The 14,407-nt window shown below is 63.2% G+C and carries 11 protein-coding genes; 5 read left to right on the top strand and 6 right to left on the bottom strand.

Annotation, left to right across the window (positions count from 1 at the left end):
- Positions 1-3: 3 nt before the first annotated feature.
- The 3 genes from AC3A4M_RS04600 (at position 4) to AC3A4M_RS04590 (ending at position 4,374) form a co-directional block, all read left to right on the top strand.
- A complete protein-coding gene (locus tag AC3A4M_RS04600) occupies positions 4-1,512 on the top strand; it encodes an APC family permease (RefSeq protein ID WP_498734235.1) in 1,509 nt (502 codons plus the stop codon).
- A 160-nt stretch (positions 1,513-1,672) separates the two neighbouring features.
- Positions 1,673-3,688 carry a primary-amine oxidase gene (locus AC3A4M_RS04595; RefSeq protein ID WP_498734234.1) on the top strand — a complete coding sequence of 672 codons (2,016 nt, stop codon included), beginning with the start codon at positions 1,673-1,675 and terminating at the stop codon, positions 3,686-3,688.
- Between the two features lie 71 nt (positions 3,689-3,759).
- Complete coding sequence (locus tag AC3A4M_RS04590; protein ID WP_498734233.1) at positions 3,760-4,374, top strand: hypothetical protein; 615 nt, start codon at positions 3,760-3,762, stop codon at positions 4,372-4,374.
- A gap of 80 nt (positions 4,375-4,454) precedes the next feature.
- Here the strand turns inward: AC3A4M_RS04590 and AC3A4M_RS04585 are convergent, their stop codons facing one another.
- The gene (locus AC3A4M_RS04585; protein ID WP_498734232.1) at positions 4,455-5,039 is read right to left on the bottom strand and encodes a DUF3237 domain-containing protein; all 585 of its coding nucleotides are present in this window, start codon (positions 5,037-5,039) and stop codon (positions 4,455-4,457) included.
- Positions 5,040-5,069: 30 nt separating this feature from the next.
- Positions 5,070-6,491 (bottom strand): alpha/beta hydrolase family protein, encoded by a 1,422-nt coding sequence (locus tag AC3A4M_RS04580; protein ID WP_498734231.1) that lies wholly within the window; start codon positions 6,489-6,491, stop codon positions 5,070-5,072.
- A 350-nt stretch (positions 6,492-6,841) separates the two neighbouring features.
- On the opposite strand from AC3A4M_RS04580, the gene AC3A4M_RS04575 reads away from it, so the two are divergent.
- The gene (locus AC3A4M_RS04575; protein ID WP_498734230.1) at positions 6,842-9,646 is read left to right on the top strand and encodes a hypothetical protein; all 2,805 of its coding nucleotides are present in this window, start codon (positions 6,842-6,844) and stop codon (positions 9,644-9,646) included.
- Between the two features lie 178 nt (positions 9,647-9,824).
- Positions 9,825-10,304, top strand: coding sequence for a universal stress protein (locus AC3A4M_RS04570; RefSeq protein WP_498734229.1), 480 nt, complete (start codon positions 9,825-9,827; stop codon positions 10,302-10,304).
- A gap of 70 nt (positions 10,305-10,374) precedes the next feature.
- Here AC3A4M_RS04570 and AC3A4M_RS04565 read toward each other — a convergent pair whose 3' ends face one another.
- From AC3A4M_RS04565 to AC3A4M_RS04550, 4 genes are all read right to left on the bottom strand, one after another.
- Positions 10,375-10,671 (bottom strand): HigA family addiction module antitoxin, encoded by a 297-nt coding sequence (locus tag AC3A4M_RS04565; RefSeq protein ID WP_498734228.1) that lies wholly within the window; start codon positions 10,669-10,671, stop codon positions 10,375-10,377.
- Positions 10,672-10,684: 13 nt separating this feature from the next.
- Positions 10,685-10,966, bottom strand: a complete 282-nt coding sequence (locus tag AC3A4M_RS04560) for a type II toxin-antitoxin system RelE/ParE family toxin (RefSeq protein ID WP_498734227.1) — start codon at positions 10,964-10,966, stop codon at positions 10,685-10,687.
- Between the two features lie 93 nt (positions 10,967-11,059).
- Complete coding sequence (locus AC3A4M_RS04555; RefSeq protein ID WP_498734226.1) at positions 11,060-12,412, bottom strand: hypothetical protein; 1,353 nt, start codon at positions 12,410-12,412, stop codon at positions 11,060-11,062.
- A 153-nt stretch (positions 12,413-12,565) separates the two neighbouring features.
- Positions 12,566-14,392 (bottom strand): calcineurin-like phosphoesterase C-terminal domain-containing protein, encoded by a 1,827-nt coding sequence (locus AC3A4M_RS04550; RefSeq protein ID WP_498734225.1) that lies wholly within the window; start codon positions 14,390-14,392, stop codon positions 12,566-12,568.
- Positions 14,393-14,407 lie beyond the last annotated feature (15 nt).

Here is a 14,407-nt window from a genome sequence, read left to right as displayed (position 1 = left end):
TATATGGACGAGCAGCAAGGGAAACTTCACCGTACGCTTGGCCGCTTGGACATCGTCCTGTTGACGATCGCGGCGGTTATTTCCATCGAGATTCTCGGTCAACTGTCTTCCTATGGAGGGGAGACCTTTACATGGCTGGTCATTCTGGTCATCACTTTCCTGATTCCCTACGCGCTCTTGTTCTCTGAGACAGGCAGTGCATTCACAGATGAGGGCGGCTGCTATAACTGGGTCAAGCGAGCTTTCGGCCGCAAAGTCGCATCAATCTCCACGGTCTTCTATTGGGTTACGACGCCTGTCTGGATCGGCGGTTCAATGGCATTCCTGGCAGGGGAGACGTTCCACCAGTTCTTGCTGCCCCTCGATCTGGCCGGTCCGTCCGGCTACCTGTTCTATCTGGCCTTTATCTGGACCACGGTGATTTCGGCGATTGCAAGCCTTCGCTGGGCTAAGTGGTTGCCGAACTCCGGGGCGGTGGCCAAGGTTGGGCTGTTGTTCCTGTTCGTGGTGACCACTATTATTTACGGGTTCCAGCACGGTTTCAGCGGTATATCCGCAGCCGACCTCAGTCCGACACTGCTCGGTCTCTTCGGCGTAGCACCGTTACTGCTCTTTGGATTTCTCGGCTTTGAAGCAGCCAACGGCGCTGCCGGCGAAATGAAGAATCCGCAAAAAGACGTACCCAAGGGCCTGACGCAGTCCACGTTTATCGCGGCCTGCTGCTACCTGCTACCCATTTTGGCCATCCTGCTTGTGATTCCCAAGGACGAGATCACGGGTGTTTCGGGCTTGATGGAAGCAGTCGGCGAAGTCTTTGTGGTTTACGGTCCGGCCGCGCCCGTCATGATGACCGTAGCGGCAGCGCTTTTCGTTCATGTACTGGTCACCCAAGGTGCCGCGTGGATGATCGTCAGTGACCGTGTCCAAGGTATCGCGGCGGCAGACGGATCGTTCTTCGGCGGCTTCTTCGGCAAATTTCACCGGGTTCTCGGCACTCCGATCCGTATCAACCTCCTTTCCGGCGTTCTCGCCAGTGCTTTCTTGATCGCGTCCCTGACTCTGATCGAAGGTTCTTCCGCAGCGGTGTTCGGCGTAGTGCTGACTATCTCCATCAGCACGTACCTGATCTCGTACCTTGCCATCATTCCTGCGGCCATAAAGCTGCGGCTATCGGACACCCGGACCCATCGACCGTTCCGGGTGCCAGGTGGGAACCGTGTTTTCGTTACCCTCGGTGTGATCTGTACGGCTTGGGTGGCTCTGGGATCGTGGGTTGCTGTCTTCCCCGGCACGCTTGAAGCCGTCTTCGGACTGGACTACCCGTTCTTCGAGATCTGGGGCGTTGAGCAGCAGGTCTACACAACGTTCACGCTTGGCACTCTCGGATTCCTGGCAGCGCTGGGCCTGGCCGGTTACATCTTTGGCGCTAAATTGCGCGTGCCGCCGACTATGGAGGACCGCATGGAATCCGATGGCGAATCAGTTCAAGACCGCACCTCGGTTCTGGACTAACAGGCCGTGATGGAGGCGTTCAGTTATTCCCAACGACTCCATCGCCAGTTTCGAAAGCAACAGCGATCGCTATTTGTGGTCCTTCGCTTAGTCTTGCGGTTGAGCGCAAAGAATTAATCTGATTCGGCAGCACCGGCCGGTTCTACTTGAAAGGAAAATCATGCAGACTACCCAAATTGCTCCCTCAAGCCTGGGGGTCACCCATCCTCTGGACATGCTGACGCCGCAGGAGATCAGCGCTGCTCGCCAGATTCTGGTGGACGCAGGAATGGTCAGCGAGAATACCCGCTTTCCTCGAGTTCTTCCTATGGAGGCCGACAAGCAGTTGCTGGAAACCTATGTGGATGGCGACGACGACTACGACCGATCGGTTCTCGTTACGCTGATGGATATCACGACGGCGGAGGCCGCGGAAGCCACCGTCTCCGTTACGAAGGGCGAAGTCACTGCCTTCAGGACGGTGCCGAATTCCGAGCATCCTTATGGTCAGCCGCAATACCTCTTCGAGGAGTATGAACGGGCGCAGGAGATCGCGAAGGCAGATCCGCGCTGGCAGGCAGCCATGCTCCGCCGTGGGATCACAGACACCACCAACACTTACCTATCCCCGCTGGCACCTGGATTCTTCCCGCGGGAAGGCGAGACCGGAAAAAGAATGATTCGGTCTTTGACCTTCCACCGGAACTTTGAGGGAGACAACGCTTGGGCGCACCCGGTCGAGGGCCTGATTTGCCACATTGACCTGACTGCCAGCGTCGTTGCCCGGGTCGAGGACGACTATGCCGAAACGGAACCGGTACCGATCCCGATGGAAACCCGGCACTACACACCAGAGCATGTTGGTCCCGCCCGGACCACTCTTAAGCCTTTGGAGATTACCCAGCCTGAAGGCCCGTCCTTTAAGGTCAACGGAAACCATGTGGAGTGGGAGAACTGGAAACTCCGCGTGGGATTCAACGCTCAGGACGGGCTCGTGTTGAGTCAGATCAGCTTCCGGGACGGCGACGAGGACCGCATGGTGCTGCACCGGGCCTCCGTACCGGAGATGGTGGTCCCGTATGGCGATACATCCAACACCCGATTCTGGATCAGCTATTTCGACGCCGGCGAGTACCTCCTCGGCAAGAACGCGAACTCGCTCAAGCTAGGGTGTGACTGCCTGGGCGTGATCGAGTATTTCGACGCCTTCGTCGCAGGGGACGACGGACGTCCTGTCCAGATTCCTAACGCCGTCTGCATGCACGAGGAGGACTACGGCATTCTCTGGAAGCACACCGAATTCGGCGAAGCCCCGCAGGTGCGCCGGTCACGCCGGTTGGTGCTCTCTTACTTCGCTACCATTGGGAACTACGACTACGGCTTCTTCTGGTACTTCTACCTTGACGGCTCCATCCAGATGGAGGCCAAAGCCACGGGAATCGTCTACACCGGAGCCACTTATCCCGGCCAGCCGAACCAGCATGCCCCCGAAATCGCCCCCGGGGTCATTGCGCCTGTCCACCAGCACATTTTCTGCGCGCGGCTCGACGTGGCGATCGACGGCAACGCCAACTCAGTCGAGGAGCAAAACATAATGGGTATCCCGATGGGGAAGGAGAATCCGCACGGCAACGCGTTCACCTGGGAGCGCACACCGTTGAGCCGCGAACTGGATGCTGTCCGTGATGCCAACACCGAGACGGGCCGGAGTTGGTTCATTACTAACCCGAACCGGAAGAACTACGTCGGACAACCCACCGGCTACCAACTGATTCCGATGGCCGGTCCGCGGCTCATGGCGCAAGAAGATTCCTCCGCGTGGAAGCGGGCCCAGTTCGCGACTCACCATTTCTGGGCCACAAAGTACGACCCGGCAGAGCGCTTTCCGGCCGGCGATTACCCGAACCAGCACGCCGGAGACGGCATCGGGGAATGGGTGAAGGCCAACCGCGCCATCGAAAACGAAGATATTGTCATCTGGCATTCCTTCGGTCCCACCCACATCCCGAGGACTGAGGATTGGCCGATTATGCCCGTCGACTACAGCGGTTTCTGGTTCAAGCCACACGGTTTCCTAGATCAGAACCCTGCTATGGACTTGCCAGACTGGAGCTCCTATAAAGCGGCGTCCGTTGAAGCGCAGCCGCACATGGACGATGCTGCCGGCAATTGCTGCGGGAACTTACCTAAACCCTGAAGACCGGTTGCCTGGACGTTGTCCCTACCCGTGTCCAGGCAACAGTGCACCTTGAAAGTTGAGTTACTAACATGGCGGGTTCTCTGCACCTGGCGCTCACAACGGGAATGCTCATCTTTACCGGGACTGGAGTTTGTTGTGCGGTAGCCGGCAACCGCCGGCAACCCGGTCAGCGTTCGCGGGTCCATCTCTCGATGACTGGGAACGGCACTGATGTCATGGGCGTCTTTTGGATGTTGATCATGCTGGTAGCCATGGCGGACATTGCCCTGTCGTCGGTCGCCTTGCAGTCGGATATCGGCTGGGCCCTGTTCCTGATATTGGCTGGACCGTTTTCGTCGGCATTGGCTGCGCGCACAGGAGGCCGGTTCTCGGACGCTCCACAACGAGCTCAGATGGTCCTGCACCGAGGTCTGTCCATGATGGCAATGGGTTCATTGATTCCGTTCGTTCATTCAGGAGGTGAAACAACAAACATCGCCATCGGACACGCGCATAGCTCCATGAGCGGAACCGGTCAAAGCTACGTGATTTTGGTAGGTATCGCTGCCTACATAGGGTTCACTCTCTGGGTGGTGTCTCGTCTTCGGGGAAGCCCGGATCTGCGGCACCGACGTCGTTCGCATTTTCTTGAGGCCGTTTCATCGGCGGCTGCGGTGGTTTGTATGGCCGTCATGGCGGCGTAGATAACATTCCAAACACGAATCGCCGGGTGGATGCGTAACGCAACCACCCGGCGTCATACTTAGTTTGCCGCGGGACCGCCCTATGTGAGGACGAAGACGCGGATCAGCACGGCATCCCTTGAGGGGCGCAGCGAGTTGAGCGTTCCGACCAGGATGCGGCGGTTCAGCCAGTCGTGCGGACCGGCTGGGGCGGTCACGGTCAGGAAGGATCGCGCGTACCGCTGTTCCGGCGTGGGCTGGTCGATGAGCACGTTGTTGACCACCGAGAGGACGGCGCCGTCGTCGGTGCGCAGCTCGTAGGTAGCCTCCAGCATGCGGACGCCGTCGCCGCGGATGAGTTGGCGGTCGGCACCGCCGCTCTCGACGGTGCCGCTGATCCGCGGGCCCTTGAACCTGCCGCCGGTGATTGGCACAATCCGGCGTCCGCCAAGCGGGCCGTCGCCCAGGTCCTCGGTGGGGGCAATGTCCACCACCGCTTCGAAGGCAAGTTCGGCGCCCACTTGGTCCATGGGAACACCGGCGAGGAGCTCTTCGAATTTCTTATCGGACAGTGGGGGAGCAGGCTTCGCCCTGTCGGCGGCTGCGACCGATCCTGCCGTAGCGAGGCCGGCAACCGACGCCAAGCCCGCGCCGAGCATAACGCGCCGCTGGATGTTCTGTGTCATGACATTCCTCCTTGGTGGATCAAGCTCGAATCAGGAATTTGCGGTCCAGTCGCGGTCGTTGATGAACTCGCCGGGCCGGAAGTCGATGAAGGCGGCGCCGTCCAGCCCCATCGACTCGGCGTTCTTCTGCAGCACGGAGGTCTTGGCCACGTTGCCCCAGTTGCCGGTCTCCAGCCGTTGGTCCATGGCTTCGACCGAGGCGACGTTTTCGGCCACAGTGAAGTTGCAGTGTCCTTCCCGGTCGATGAAGGCCTGACGGAACAAGGAGCGCTCGCCAGCCTGACGGACGGTTTCGGCGTATTCCTCCTGGTACTCCACGGGCGCCAACAGGTCTACGAGGGTGTGCGTAGCCAGCAACGGCACCTGCAGTTCGCCGGTGGGGGTGGAGGTTCGCAGCATCCACTCAAGGCCGCCTTCGTCGGGCTCGATGCCGGCGTTGGCCGTGACACTGGCGAGGTCGGCAGACAGATCGAGACCGGACAGGCCATACATGTGCTCCACCTGCTTGCGCTGGTCGGAGGAGCGCAGAAGCTTGGCGTAGTCGACGCCAGCGGTCCAGCCGCTGTCCCCGCCGGCCGCGCTGACGATGGTGTGCCGGCGCTCGATGACGGTCGGCAGGGTGTCCAGCACGAGCTCTGCCTGGGCGGCTGCCAGCGCTTCCGGATCCGCCGGGTCGACGTCGTCGAGCTCGGTAGGAGTGTTCAGCAGTGCCGCCACCAGTGCGATCCGGGCCCTGCCCCCGGCTGATTCCGTGGCTTCCTGCAGCGCCGCCTTTAGGATGGCGATGGTCGCATCCGACTGGACTGGCGTAGTGAAGCCGGTCAGCCGGATGTCCTGCCCGGGGACGAGGAGTTCGGCCGCCGCGTGGGCCGCGTCGAGCTGGTAGTTGTTCAGGGCCACTCCGCCGCCGACCAGACCGCAGGTGCTCACGGCGCCGTCGATACCGGCTCCCGGAATCTCGGCCATCATGCTGGTCACGAGGCCGCCCATGGACCGGCCCACGGCAATCACGCGGTCCGCTTCGCCGAACTGCTTCTCGAACGCGGCCATGGTGTCGAGCTGGTCCTGCGCCGCCGTCTCCAGCGCCCAGCCGGTTTCGGAGTACGACGACGATGCGACGGCATATCCACGCTTGATCAGTTCTGTCGCGGTGGGGGCGAATCCTTTGTCCCAGGCCGGGTTGTCGGTGCCGCCGCGGAAGCCGTGGGCGAAGAGCACCAGCTTGCCGTTCCAGTCCGCGGGCACTTCGGCGCGCCAGGTAGCTCCGTTGTCGAGGGTCCCGATGGCGACAGTGGGCGGTGCCTGTTGGGCGGTTGCCGCGTTTCCGGTGCGGGCCTCGGATATCGGCGGGGCAGCAACGGCGGCAGGGGAGGCAGCCGCCGTCGCCAGCAGGAGGGAAAGGGCGGACGTTGAAACAATCGTGCGGCAGCGTTGACGCATGGTGCGGGTCATTGGGGAAACCTCACTATAGATCGTTTAATCGGACAACTAATGCTTATCCGAATGATTGAATGTGTCAACGAGTAGTATGAGGCGCGTCACATATGGGGCATGCGTCAGAAGTTTTGGCATCGTGAATTTTGCCCGTCAGACGAATACGCGCCGCGCGTGGTTGCGTCGCCGCGGTCCTTCTTTGGGATTTAGTTCCCGTGTTGCTTTAAGACTGGGGTTTAACTGGGGTATGAAAGCTTTAAGTGAAACGTTACGCTTCTCCCGGGGGAATGGTCACGGCTTGCCGGGCACCTACCTTAGCTCGGAGCCGGTCTCACGGTTCCGCCGATCGTTTTTTGAGGGGCGAAACTGTGAAAGAACGCTTTGTTGCGCTGGCGGCTGCCGGATTCCTGGCAGCGGGGTTCATTATCCCGGCCGCGACGCCGGCCTACGCGGGTGAGCAGGCTACCGGCCTGTCTACAACCGGCACGACCTCGGCCGCCACGGAGGATACGACCGGTGGCTCTGCTCCGGCATCTGTCCTTGCCACACCTGATCCCGCGCCCTCCGGCGCTGCGGACGCTGCTGCCGAACCGGTTGTGAAGCTGGAAATCCTGGAGCGCGACGCCGGCGACCCTGAGCTCAAGTTTGAAGGCCAGGCCACCAACGCGGCCGGCAAGGCCGTGGAACTCCAGGTGCACTGGGACGGCGAGTGGGCGAAACTGTGGACTTCGAACGCTCTGGAAACCGGTGATGAGGCATTCCAGCGCACGTTCAAGTTCACCGAGGCCACGAAACTCGGCTTCCGGGCTGCAGTCGAAGGCAGCACGGCGGTGTCCGAGATTGTGGAGGCGGAGTGGACCGATGAGGCGGCGTCGACAAAGCCCGCCCCCGAGGCAACCGGGTCCACCACAGGCCAACCCGCCAAGGAAGCACCGCTGACGGAGGTTCCGGAGGCGGACGAATCAGCCCCGGCCACCGATGCCGCGACGCCTGCCCCGAGCACTGACGTTCCGGAAACAGAAACGCCGGCGCCGGCTCCGACCACGGAAGCTCCCGCCACGGAAACGCCGGAGACAACACCGACCACCGAAGCACCTGCGCCGGCCCCTTCGCCGACCACTACTACCGAAGCCCCGGCCACCGTCAAGGCAACTCCGCAGCCCGTCGTGAACAGCGTCCTTCCCACCATTTCCGGCAGCGCCGTCCTGGGCCAGACCCTGACCGCCAAGCCCGGCACCTGGACCACCGGCGCCACGCTGACGTATCAGTGGCTGCGCGAGGGCCAGCCGATCACGGGCGCCACCGCTGCTACCTATAAGGTGACCACCGCGGACGCGGGCAAGCGGATCAGCGTCCGCGTGACCGGAACTAAGTCCGGCATGACCGCCACCTCCGCCACCTCGGCGCTCACGGCCAAGGTCATCCTCGGCACGGTGGCCAACAGCGTGGCAGCGACCATCAGCGGCAGCGCACTCGTGGGCAGCACCCTGACCGCCAAGGGCACCTGGACCACCGGGGCCACCCTGACCTACCAGTGGCTGCGCGACGGCCGGAACATCACCGGCGCCACCGCCGCAACCTACAAGGTGACCACCACCGACGCCGGGACGAAGCTTTCGGTGCGGATCACGGGCTCGAAGACGAACTACCGGTCCCGGACGGTCACCACCGCGCAGACCGCGATCGTGGCCTATCCGCCCGCTCCCGGCACTTTGACCTACCGGAACTACACAGCTCCCAACGGCTTGCGCAGTCAGTACCACGTGCTCGGCAACAACGTGGACACCTCGCAGCCGGTGGGCATTGTGTTCGTCTTCCACGGGGACTACAGCTACCCGGCGCAGTCCTATGTCCACCAGCCCACCGGCTCGATCATGAAGGGCATGGCGGCCGAGGCGGCCAAGAAGAACATGATCATGGTCCCGGTCATCACACCGGACAAGGTCGGCGGCATCACCTGGTGGGAAGACATCGACCGCAACGGCGACTACTTCCGATCGCTCGCGGCCATGCTGATTGCCAAGTACGACGTCGACCCGAGCCGGGTTTGGTTCCACGGCTACTCCGGCGGAGCAGAGTTCACCAGCATGGAAGTGCTCTCCGACCGGCAGAACTGGATCAAGGGCGGCGGCGCCACCATCGTGGGCGGCGGCGGATACCGGAGCATGCCCACGGCCCCGTCCACCGCAGTCAAGAACATGAATCTCAACTGGATCGCCGGCAGCCTGGACGGCATGGGCGGCACCACGCTGGACACCTGGTCAGCACTGGGCACCGCCCAGCGTGCCGAACAGATCTACTCCGACAAGGGCTTTACCAAGACCACCATGACGGTCCTGCCCGGCGTCAACCACTGGTCCTACGACATGCCGGCCCTGCTGGCCCGTGACCTGCGGGTGCTGCCGGACCGCCTCCCCGCGGCCAACAAGACCGCGAAGATCCTGCCCGGTGACATTGCCGCGGTGGCGGGCGACGGTTCGCTGTACTCGTACCCCTCGGCGAAGGGCGGCGACCTGGCCCGGCGCACCTTCGTGTCGGCAGGCTGGCAGAACGCGCTCAACGTGGATGTCGCCGATTGGAACAACGACGGCGTTCAGGACCTCGTGGCGAACTGGAAGAACGGCCAGCTGACTGTCGACTACGGCCGGGCTGCCGGCGGGTTCCAGCGCGCGGTGATCGGCAGCGCAGGCTGGCAGGGCTACGACGTCCTGGTGACCGACTGGCGGGGCACCGATAAGTTCCCCGGCGTCATCGCCAAGAACCTGCGCGACGGCAAGCTCTACGCCTACACCAACCCGGCAGGCGAGAAGCACGGGCCCCGCACGCTGATCGGCTCCTCGGGCTGGCGGAACCTCGACCTGATGGCCATGGACTACGACCAGGACGCGAAGATGGACCTGGTGGTCAAGATGACCAACGGGCAGCTGAAGCTCTACCGCTCCAATGGTGCCGGCCGCTTCATTTCCGAAGAGCGACGGGTGGTCGGCCGGTCCGGGTGGAACGCCATGGGCCACCTCTCGGCCATACCCAATCATGTGGCCGACGGCGGGATGGGAATCCTCGCCCGGGACATGAACGGCACGCTGTACCACTACGCGGTGACCAAGAACCGGATCAACAAGCGGATCGTCATCGGCCAGGGCGGCTGGGAGACCCTGCGGCTCGGTTCCTGAACCTAACGGGACGACCATTTAGTGACGACCACGTAGGCGGGTGGCTGCGCAACGCAGCCACCCGCCGTCGTCGTTTTCAGGGGGCAACGCCCGCGGAGATCGCCGATGTCTTTCCACGCCTCGCATTCCCTGTCATTCTGTAGTTGCGGGGCGGATTCGTGAACGAAGGAGAGCGGCGATGGTGTCGGCAAGCGGCAAGATTGTTGTCGGTGTGGATGGTTCCGAGGGATCGGTGGAGGCGCTGCGAATGGCCGCACGCCTGGCTCCGGCCCTGGATGCGTCCATTCATGCGATTTCCTGCTGGCATTTTCCCCCGATCTACGAGGGCTATGTTCCGCCCGATTTCGAGGCGTTCGAGGCCTCGACGAAGAAGGAACTCGAGGCCGCCTTGGATCAGGCCTTCGGTGAGAATAAGCCTGCAGACCTGACCAGCCAGCTATTGCGCGGTCCGGCACCCGAGCTACTGGTCGAGGCAGGCCGAGAGGCCGTCATGCTGGTGGTCGGGCGACGGGGGCACGGCGGTTTCCTCGGCATGCACCTCGGGTCGGTGAGCTCGGCCTGTGTATCCCATGCCGCCTGTCCGGTCCTGGTGCTGCATGAGGACGGCAAGGTCCACGGCCGCTTCGGCCAGGGGCGGAGGCGTCGGGAGCACGACTGATTGAGCAACGGGCGTGGAGTTGCTGCCGCTCCGTCTCGAGGTCGAGGACGGCGAACTCTGAGGGCGGCCGTCACGCGCTCAGGAGAGGTTGGATGCGCTTGAGCTCTTGTTCGTGTTTGATGGCTTCCACACTGAGGTCATAGCGCGTCTGCAGATTCATCCAGAACCGCTCAGAGGTGCCCAGGGCTCGCGCCAAGCGCAGGGCAGTGTCAGGGCTGATGCCGCGCTTTCCATGAACAATCTCGTTGATGCGGCGGGGCGGAACGGAAATCGCCGTCGCAAGACGATATTGACTAATTCCCAGAGGCTTCAAAAACTCTTCCAGCAGTATCTCACCCGGGTGGATGGGGTCATGAGTGGTGGGCATGGCGGTGTCTCTTTCAGTGATAATCGGTGATCTCGACGTCTGCTGGTCCGGCTGGTGTCCATACGAAGCAGATACGCCATTGATCGTTGATACGGATGCTGTGCTGGCCTTTGCGGTCGCCCTGCAGTTGTTCGAGCCGGTTGCCGGGAGGGATGCGCAGGTCGTTGATGGTTTCGGCGGCGTCAAGGAGAAGCAGCTTTCTGTTGGCCGCTCGCTGCAAATCCGGTCCGAGTCGGCGCACATGCATCCGTTGCCATACGCGTTCTGAGTCTTTGTCCGCGAATGACAGGATCATGCAACCATAATAACGCTGTGCGTTATTACCGGCAAGCGTTATTAGGGGCCCTGGCAGAAGTCCAGTCGGCCCGTCGCGGTGCTGTAATCCGGATCAAGGGGCGGCCTTCACGATGTAGGCCATCCCGTTCCCGTCGAGGCCGGGGAAGGCTCCGATCCCGTCGCCGGATACTGCGGAAGGCAGCACGGTCTCATTGCCCTCGTGCCAGGGGCGAGGGTCCGTTCCCAGTGTGGGGTCATAGCTGGCCGCCTGCCCCTCACTGGTGTCCGGTGCCGCGTACTTTCCGTACACAATGCCGTCGGCGCCGACAAAGTAGGGGCGGAAGTCCTCCGACTCGGTGTCGCGCGGATCTGCGTTCTCCACCCATTGCCGCCCGGTCTCCGGGTCGAACATGGAAATCAGGACGGTACCCTCCTCAAAAGACGCGAACCCGCGGCCCCGATGCCCCACGAACAGGAGCCCGTTGAAGCCATGGATGTGGTTGGAGCCCGTCCGCAGGCACCCGTTGTTCAGCTGCTCCGAGGCGCCGATGCTTTCGCCGGTATGCACGTCGACAATAAGGCACTTGTCCGTCGCGACGCCGCCGTTGCCGATGGCCAGATTGATATAGGGGCCCACCGCGTTTGGGACGGCGATGAACCCCTCGTGACGCCAATCCCCGGCGAACGCCTCATAGCCCAGCTGGCGGCGGTCACCAAGGTCCATGGTTGGCAGGTCATCGACCCGGTTGAATACGTCCACCCCGTCCACCCGCAGGATCCATTCATCGCCTTCGGGAACTTCAACGGTTTCGAACTCTCCGCTGACCGGATCGAACACCAGCGGAGCCTCGGCGACGGGCAGATGCAGGGAGCCGCTGTGGCCGAGCAGCCCGGTGTCATGGTCGCCGTCGGACGGGAACGTGTGGACCGTTCGGTGCAGCAGTTCGCCGTATGCGCCGTCGAACACGGTGATCACGGCAGCAAGGGCGGCGGGGGAGGGACTTGTACCGTCTGCCTCCGGCGGCGTTCCTTGGCTGAAGACGGCGAGGAACTTCTTCCCGCCCTCATAGAGTTGGGCCACCTCGGTGCCCCTGGTCTGGTCGGGCCTTAGCTCCTTGGGTTCCTCCGACTGCGAGACAACGCCGCCGCGGCTGTCGTAGACGGTCATGATGCCGTCCTCGGACAGCGCGGCAATGCCGGTGTCCAAGCCATACGTGCCGGTCACCCCGCCCGCAGTCACCCAGGAGGCTCCGCCAGTCCACGGGTCAGGTAGCTGGGCCGCAAAGGAATTCGTGGACCGGTAGGACTCATGGGGCTCCCGCGAGGACTCGGTGGACCCGGGGGCGCTGGCAGAAGTAGAGGGGACAGTGTCGGGCGGTTCCGGCCCGTCGAGGGTGCAGGATGAGAGTGCGATCGCCGCGGCTGTCGCAAGTATGACGGCTGTGGACGCACGCATAGTCCTCATGACGCGTCCTTCCCCAAGGCGGCGCTCGTCGCGTCGCGTGCGTTCAGACTCACTCAGCATCGCCCACGCGTCAATCCACCAAACAGGGGGTAACGACGACGAAGCCGCCCGCCCAGCCGGATTGGACTGGGCGGACGGCTTCGTGGGGTTGGACTACTCGGTGACCTCGAAGGTCAGCGTCTGGGTGAACTCGCGGCCGTGGACGTCGGTCGCGGTAACCTCGGCGGTGTGCTCTCCGACGGCGAGGTCGGTGGGCAGCTCCAGCCGCCACAGGTGCATCGAGCGGTCGGCGAGGCCGCCGCCGTGGACGAACTGCTCCTGGATCGCCACCGGATCGGACCATTCGGCACCGACGCGGACGGTCTCGCCCTGCAGTTGCTGGGTGCGGGTTGCCGGAACGGTTTCGCCGCCGTCGATCTTTGCTTCAACGGTGGAGCCGGTGCTGCCCATCCAGAAGTTGGTGGTCAGCCAGGTCTGGTTGGCCAGGTCCTCCTGCGAGACGGTCAGCGGGTCGGTGAACTCGGGTGCCGAGCCGCGGGGCTTGCCGACGTTCTCGGCGTACCAGGTCCGGTAGCGCGGGCTGTTCAGGCCAACGGCCAGCTGCTGCGATTCGTCGCCGCCGCGGACGGTGAAGCGTTCGGTGACGTCCGTGTTCATGATGTCCAGCGTTACGACGCCGGGCGGGGTGCCGTCACGCTGGATGGACGTGGGGTAGCCCTCCTCGACCACGCGTCCGCCGTACCAGTGGCCGGAAACCGCGGGGACGGTCAGGTGCGTGAACGGCAGGCCCTGCTCGCCAACCTCGTCCATCCAGCCGGCCATCAGGTCGCCTTCGCGCAGGTTCTCCGACATGTGGGTGTGGCCGCCCAGCGTGACGACCTCGCGGCCCTCGAGGATTTCGTAAATCTCCTTGAGCTGCTTGGTGGTGTGCGAGTTGCTGTAGAAGAACTCGAGCAACGGGCTGTGCGACGCCAGCACGATCACCTTGTTCTTGGGCACCTGCGCGATGTCGTTACGCAGCCATTCGAGCTGCCGCTCGCCGAGGCCGTACGTGTAGTTGCTCTTCTTGGCCGGCACCTTCGTGGGGTACTCGATGGTGCTCAGCGCGACGACGTGGGCCTTGCCGGCGTCGTAGGAGTAGTACTCCGGGCCCAGCTTGGCGCGGAAGGTATCGAACTCGTGTTCCCCGTCCAGTGCGTCGAAGTCGAGGTCGTGGTTGCCGGGCAGGAAGCGGGCGGGGCCGTTCAGCATCCCCGTCAGCTCCCGGGTCTGGCTGAACAGGGACAGATCATCGCCCACCACGTCTCCGATGAAGAGGGCGCCGCAGCCGGCGTAGTCATCACGGGCGGCCAGATCGGCGAAGACGCCCGCCTTGGCGAACTCCACCTCTTCCTGGTCATACGTCTGGACGTCGGCGCCGATCACGCAGTGCTGCTCGGGTGACTGCGTGAGCTTGCTCTGGGCCAGCGGGAAGTTCACGGCGTCCGGCAGGGCGCCGGTCGGGGCGATGCCGCCGTACTTTAACTCGGGCGAGCCCTCGGGCAGGTGGTTGTAGGAGAACTGGGCAACGTTGTCGCCGTCCACCGGAACCTGGTAGCCGCGGGGCTGGGTGACGAAGACGGTCATGTTGTTGAACGCCGGCAGCTCGTAGCGGCCCTGCTCGTCGGTGCTCACGACGTCGCGGCCGTTGGACACGGTGACGCCAGCGACGCCGGGCTCGTTGGTGTCCTGCTTGGAGTTGCGGTTCTTGTCGTTGAACACGGTGCCATCGAGGACATTTTGGTCCTCGTCAGCGCCAATAACGACGTCGACGGCGCCCTGGTAGGCGGCGGTTCCGCCGGCATCTACGGGAGCGCTGTCAGGTGTGGCGGTGGCAGCGGGGGAGAGCAGGACGCCGCCGACGACCAGTGCCAGCGTGCTGGCGGTCAGGCGGGCAGGCCGGCTGGAGAGCGGTTTTCTCGGATGGACATTCGGATGCAATGGATTCTCCGGTCG

This window comes from Arthrobacter sp. Soil_C_60 (genome assembly GCF_057656375.1).
Note: the sequence above shows the minus strand (reverse complement) of the source record. Positions and strands in the feature narration are given on the sequence as shown.

Excerpts from the sequence above, each read along its gene's own strand:
- AC3A4M_RS04600 (WP_498734235.1), top strand. The coding sequence starts at position 4 with ATGGACGAGCAGCAAGGGAAACTTCACCGTACGCTTGGCCGCTTGGAC.
- AC3A4M_RS04595 (WP_498734234.1), top strand. The coding sequence starts at position 1,673 with ATGCAGACTACCCAAATTGCTCCCTCAAGCCTGGGGGTCACCCATCCT.
- AC3A4M_RS04590 (WP_498734233.1), top strand. The coding sequence starts at position 3,760 with ATGGCGGGTTCTCTGCACCTGGCGCTCACAACGGGAATGCTCATCTTT.
- AC3A4M_RS04585 (WP_498734232.1), bottom strand. The coding sequence starts at position 5,039 with ATGACACAGAACATCCAGCGGCGCGTTATGCTCGGCGCGGGCTTGGCG.
- AC3A4M_RS04580 (WP_498734231.1), bottom strand. The coding sequence starts at position 6,491 with ATGACCCGCACCATGCGTCAACGCTGCCGCACGATTGTTTCAACGTCC.
- AC3A4M_RS04570 (WP_498734229.1), top strand. The coding sequence starts at position 9,825 with ATGGTGTCGGCAAGCGGCAAGATTGTTGTCGGTGTGGATGGTTCCGAG.
- AC3A4M_RS04565 (WP_498734228.1), bottom strand. The coding sequence starts at position 10,671 with ATGCCCACCACTCATGACCCCATCCACCCGGGTGAGATACTGCTGGAA.
- AC3A4M_RS04560 (WP_498734227.1), bottom strand. The coding sequence starts at position 10,966 with ATGATCCTGTCATTCGCGGACAAAGACTCAGAACGCGTATGGCAACGG.
- AC3A4M_RS04555 (WP_498734226.1), bottom strand. The coding sequence starts at position 12,412 with ATGAGGACTATGCGTGCGTCCACAGCCGTCATACTTGCGACAGCCGCG.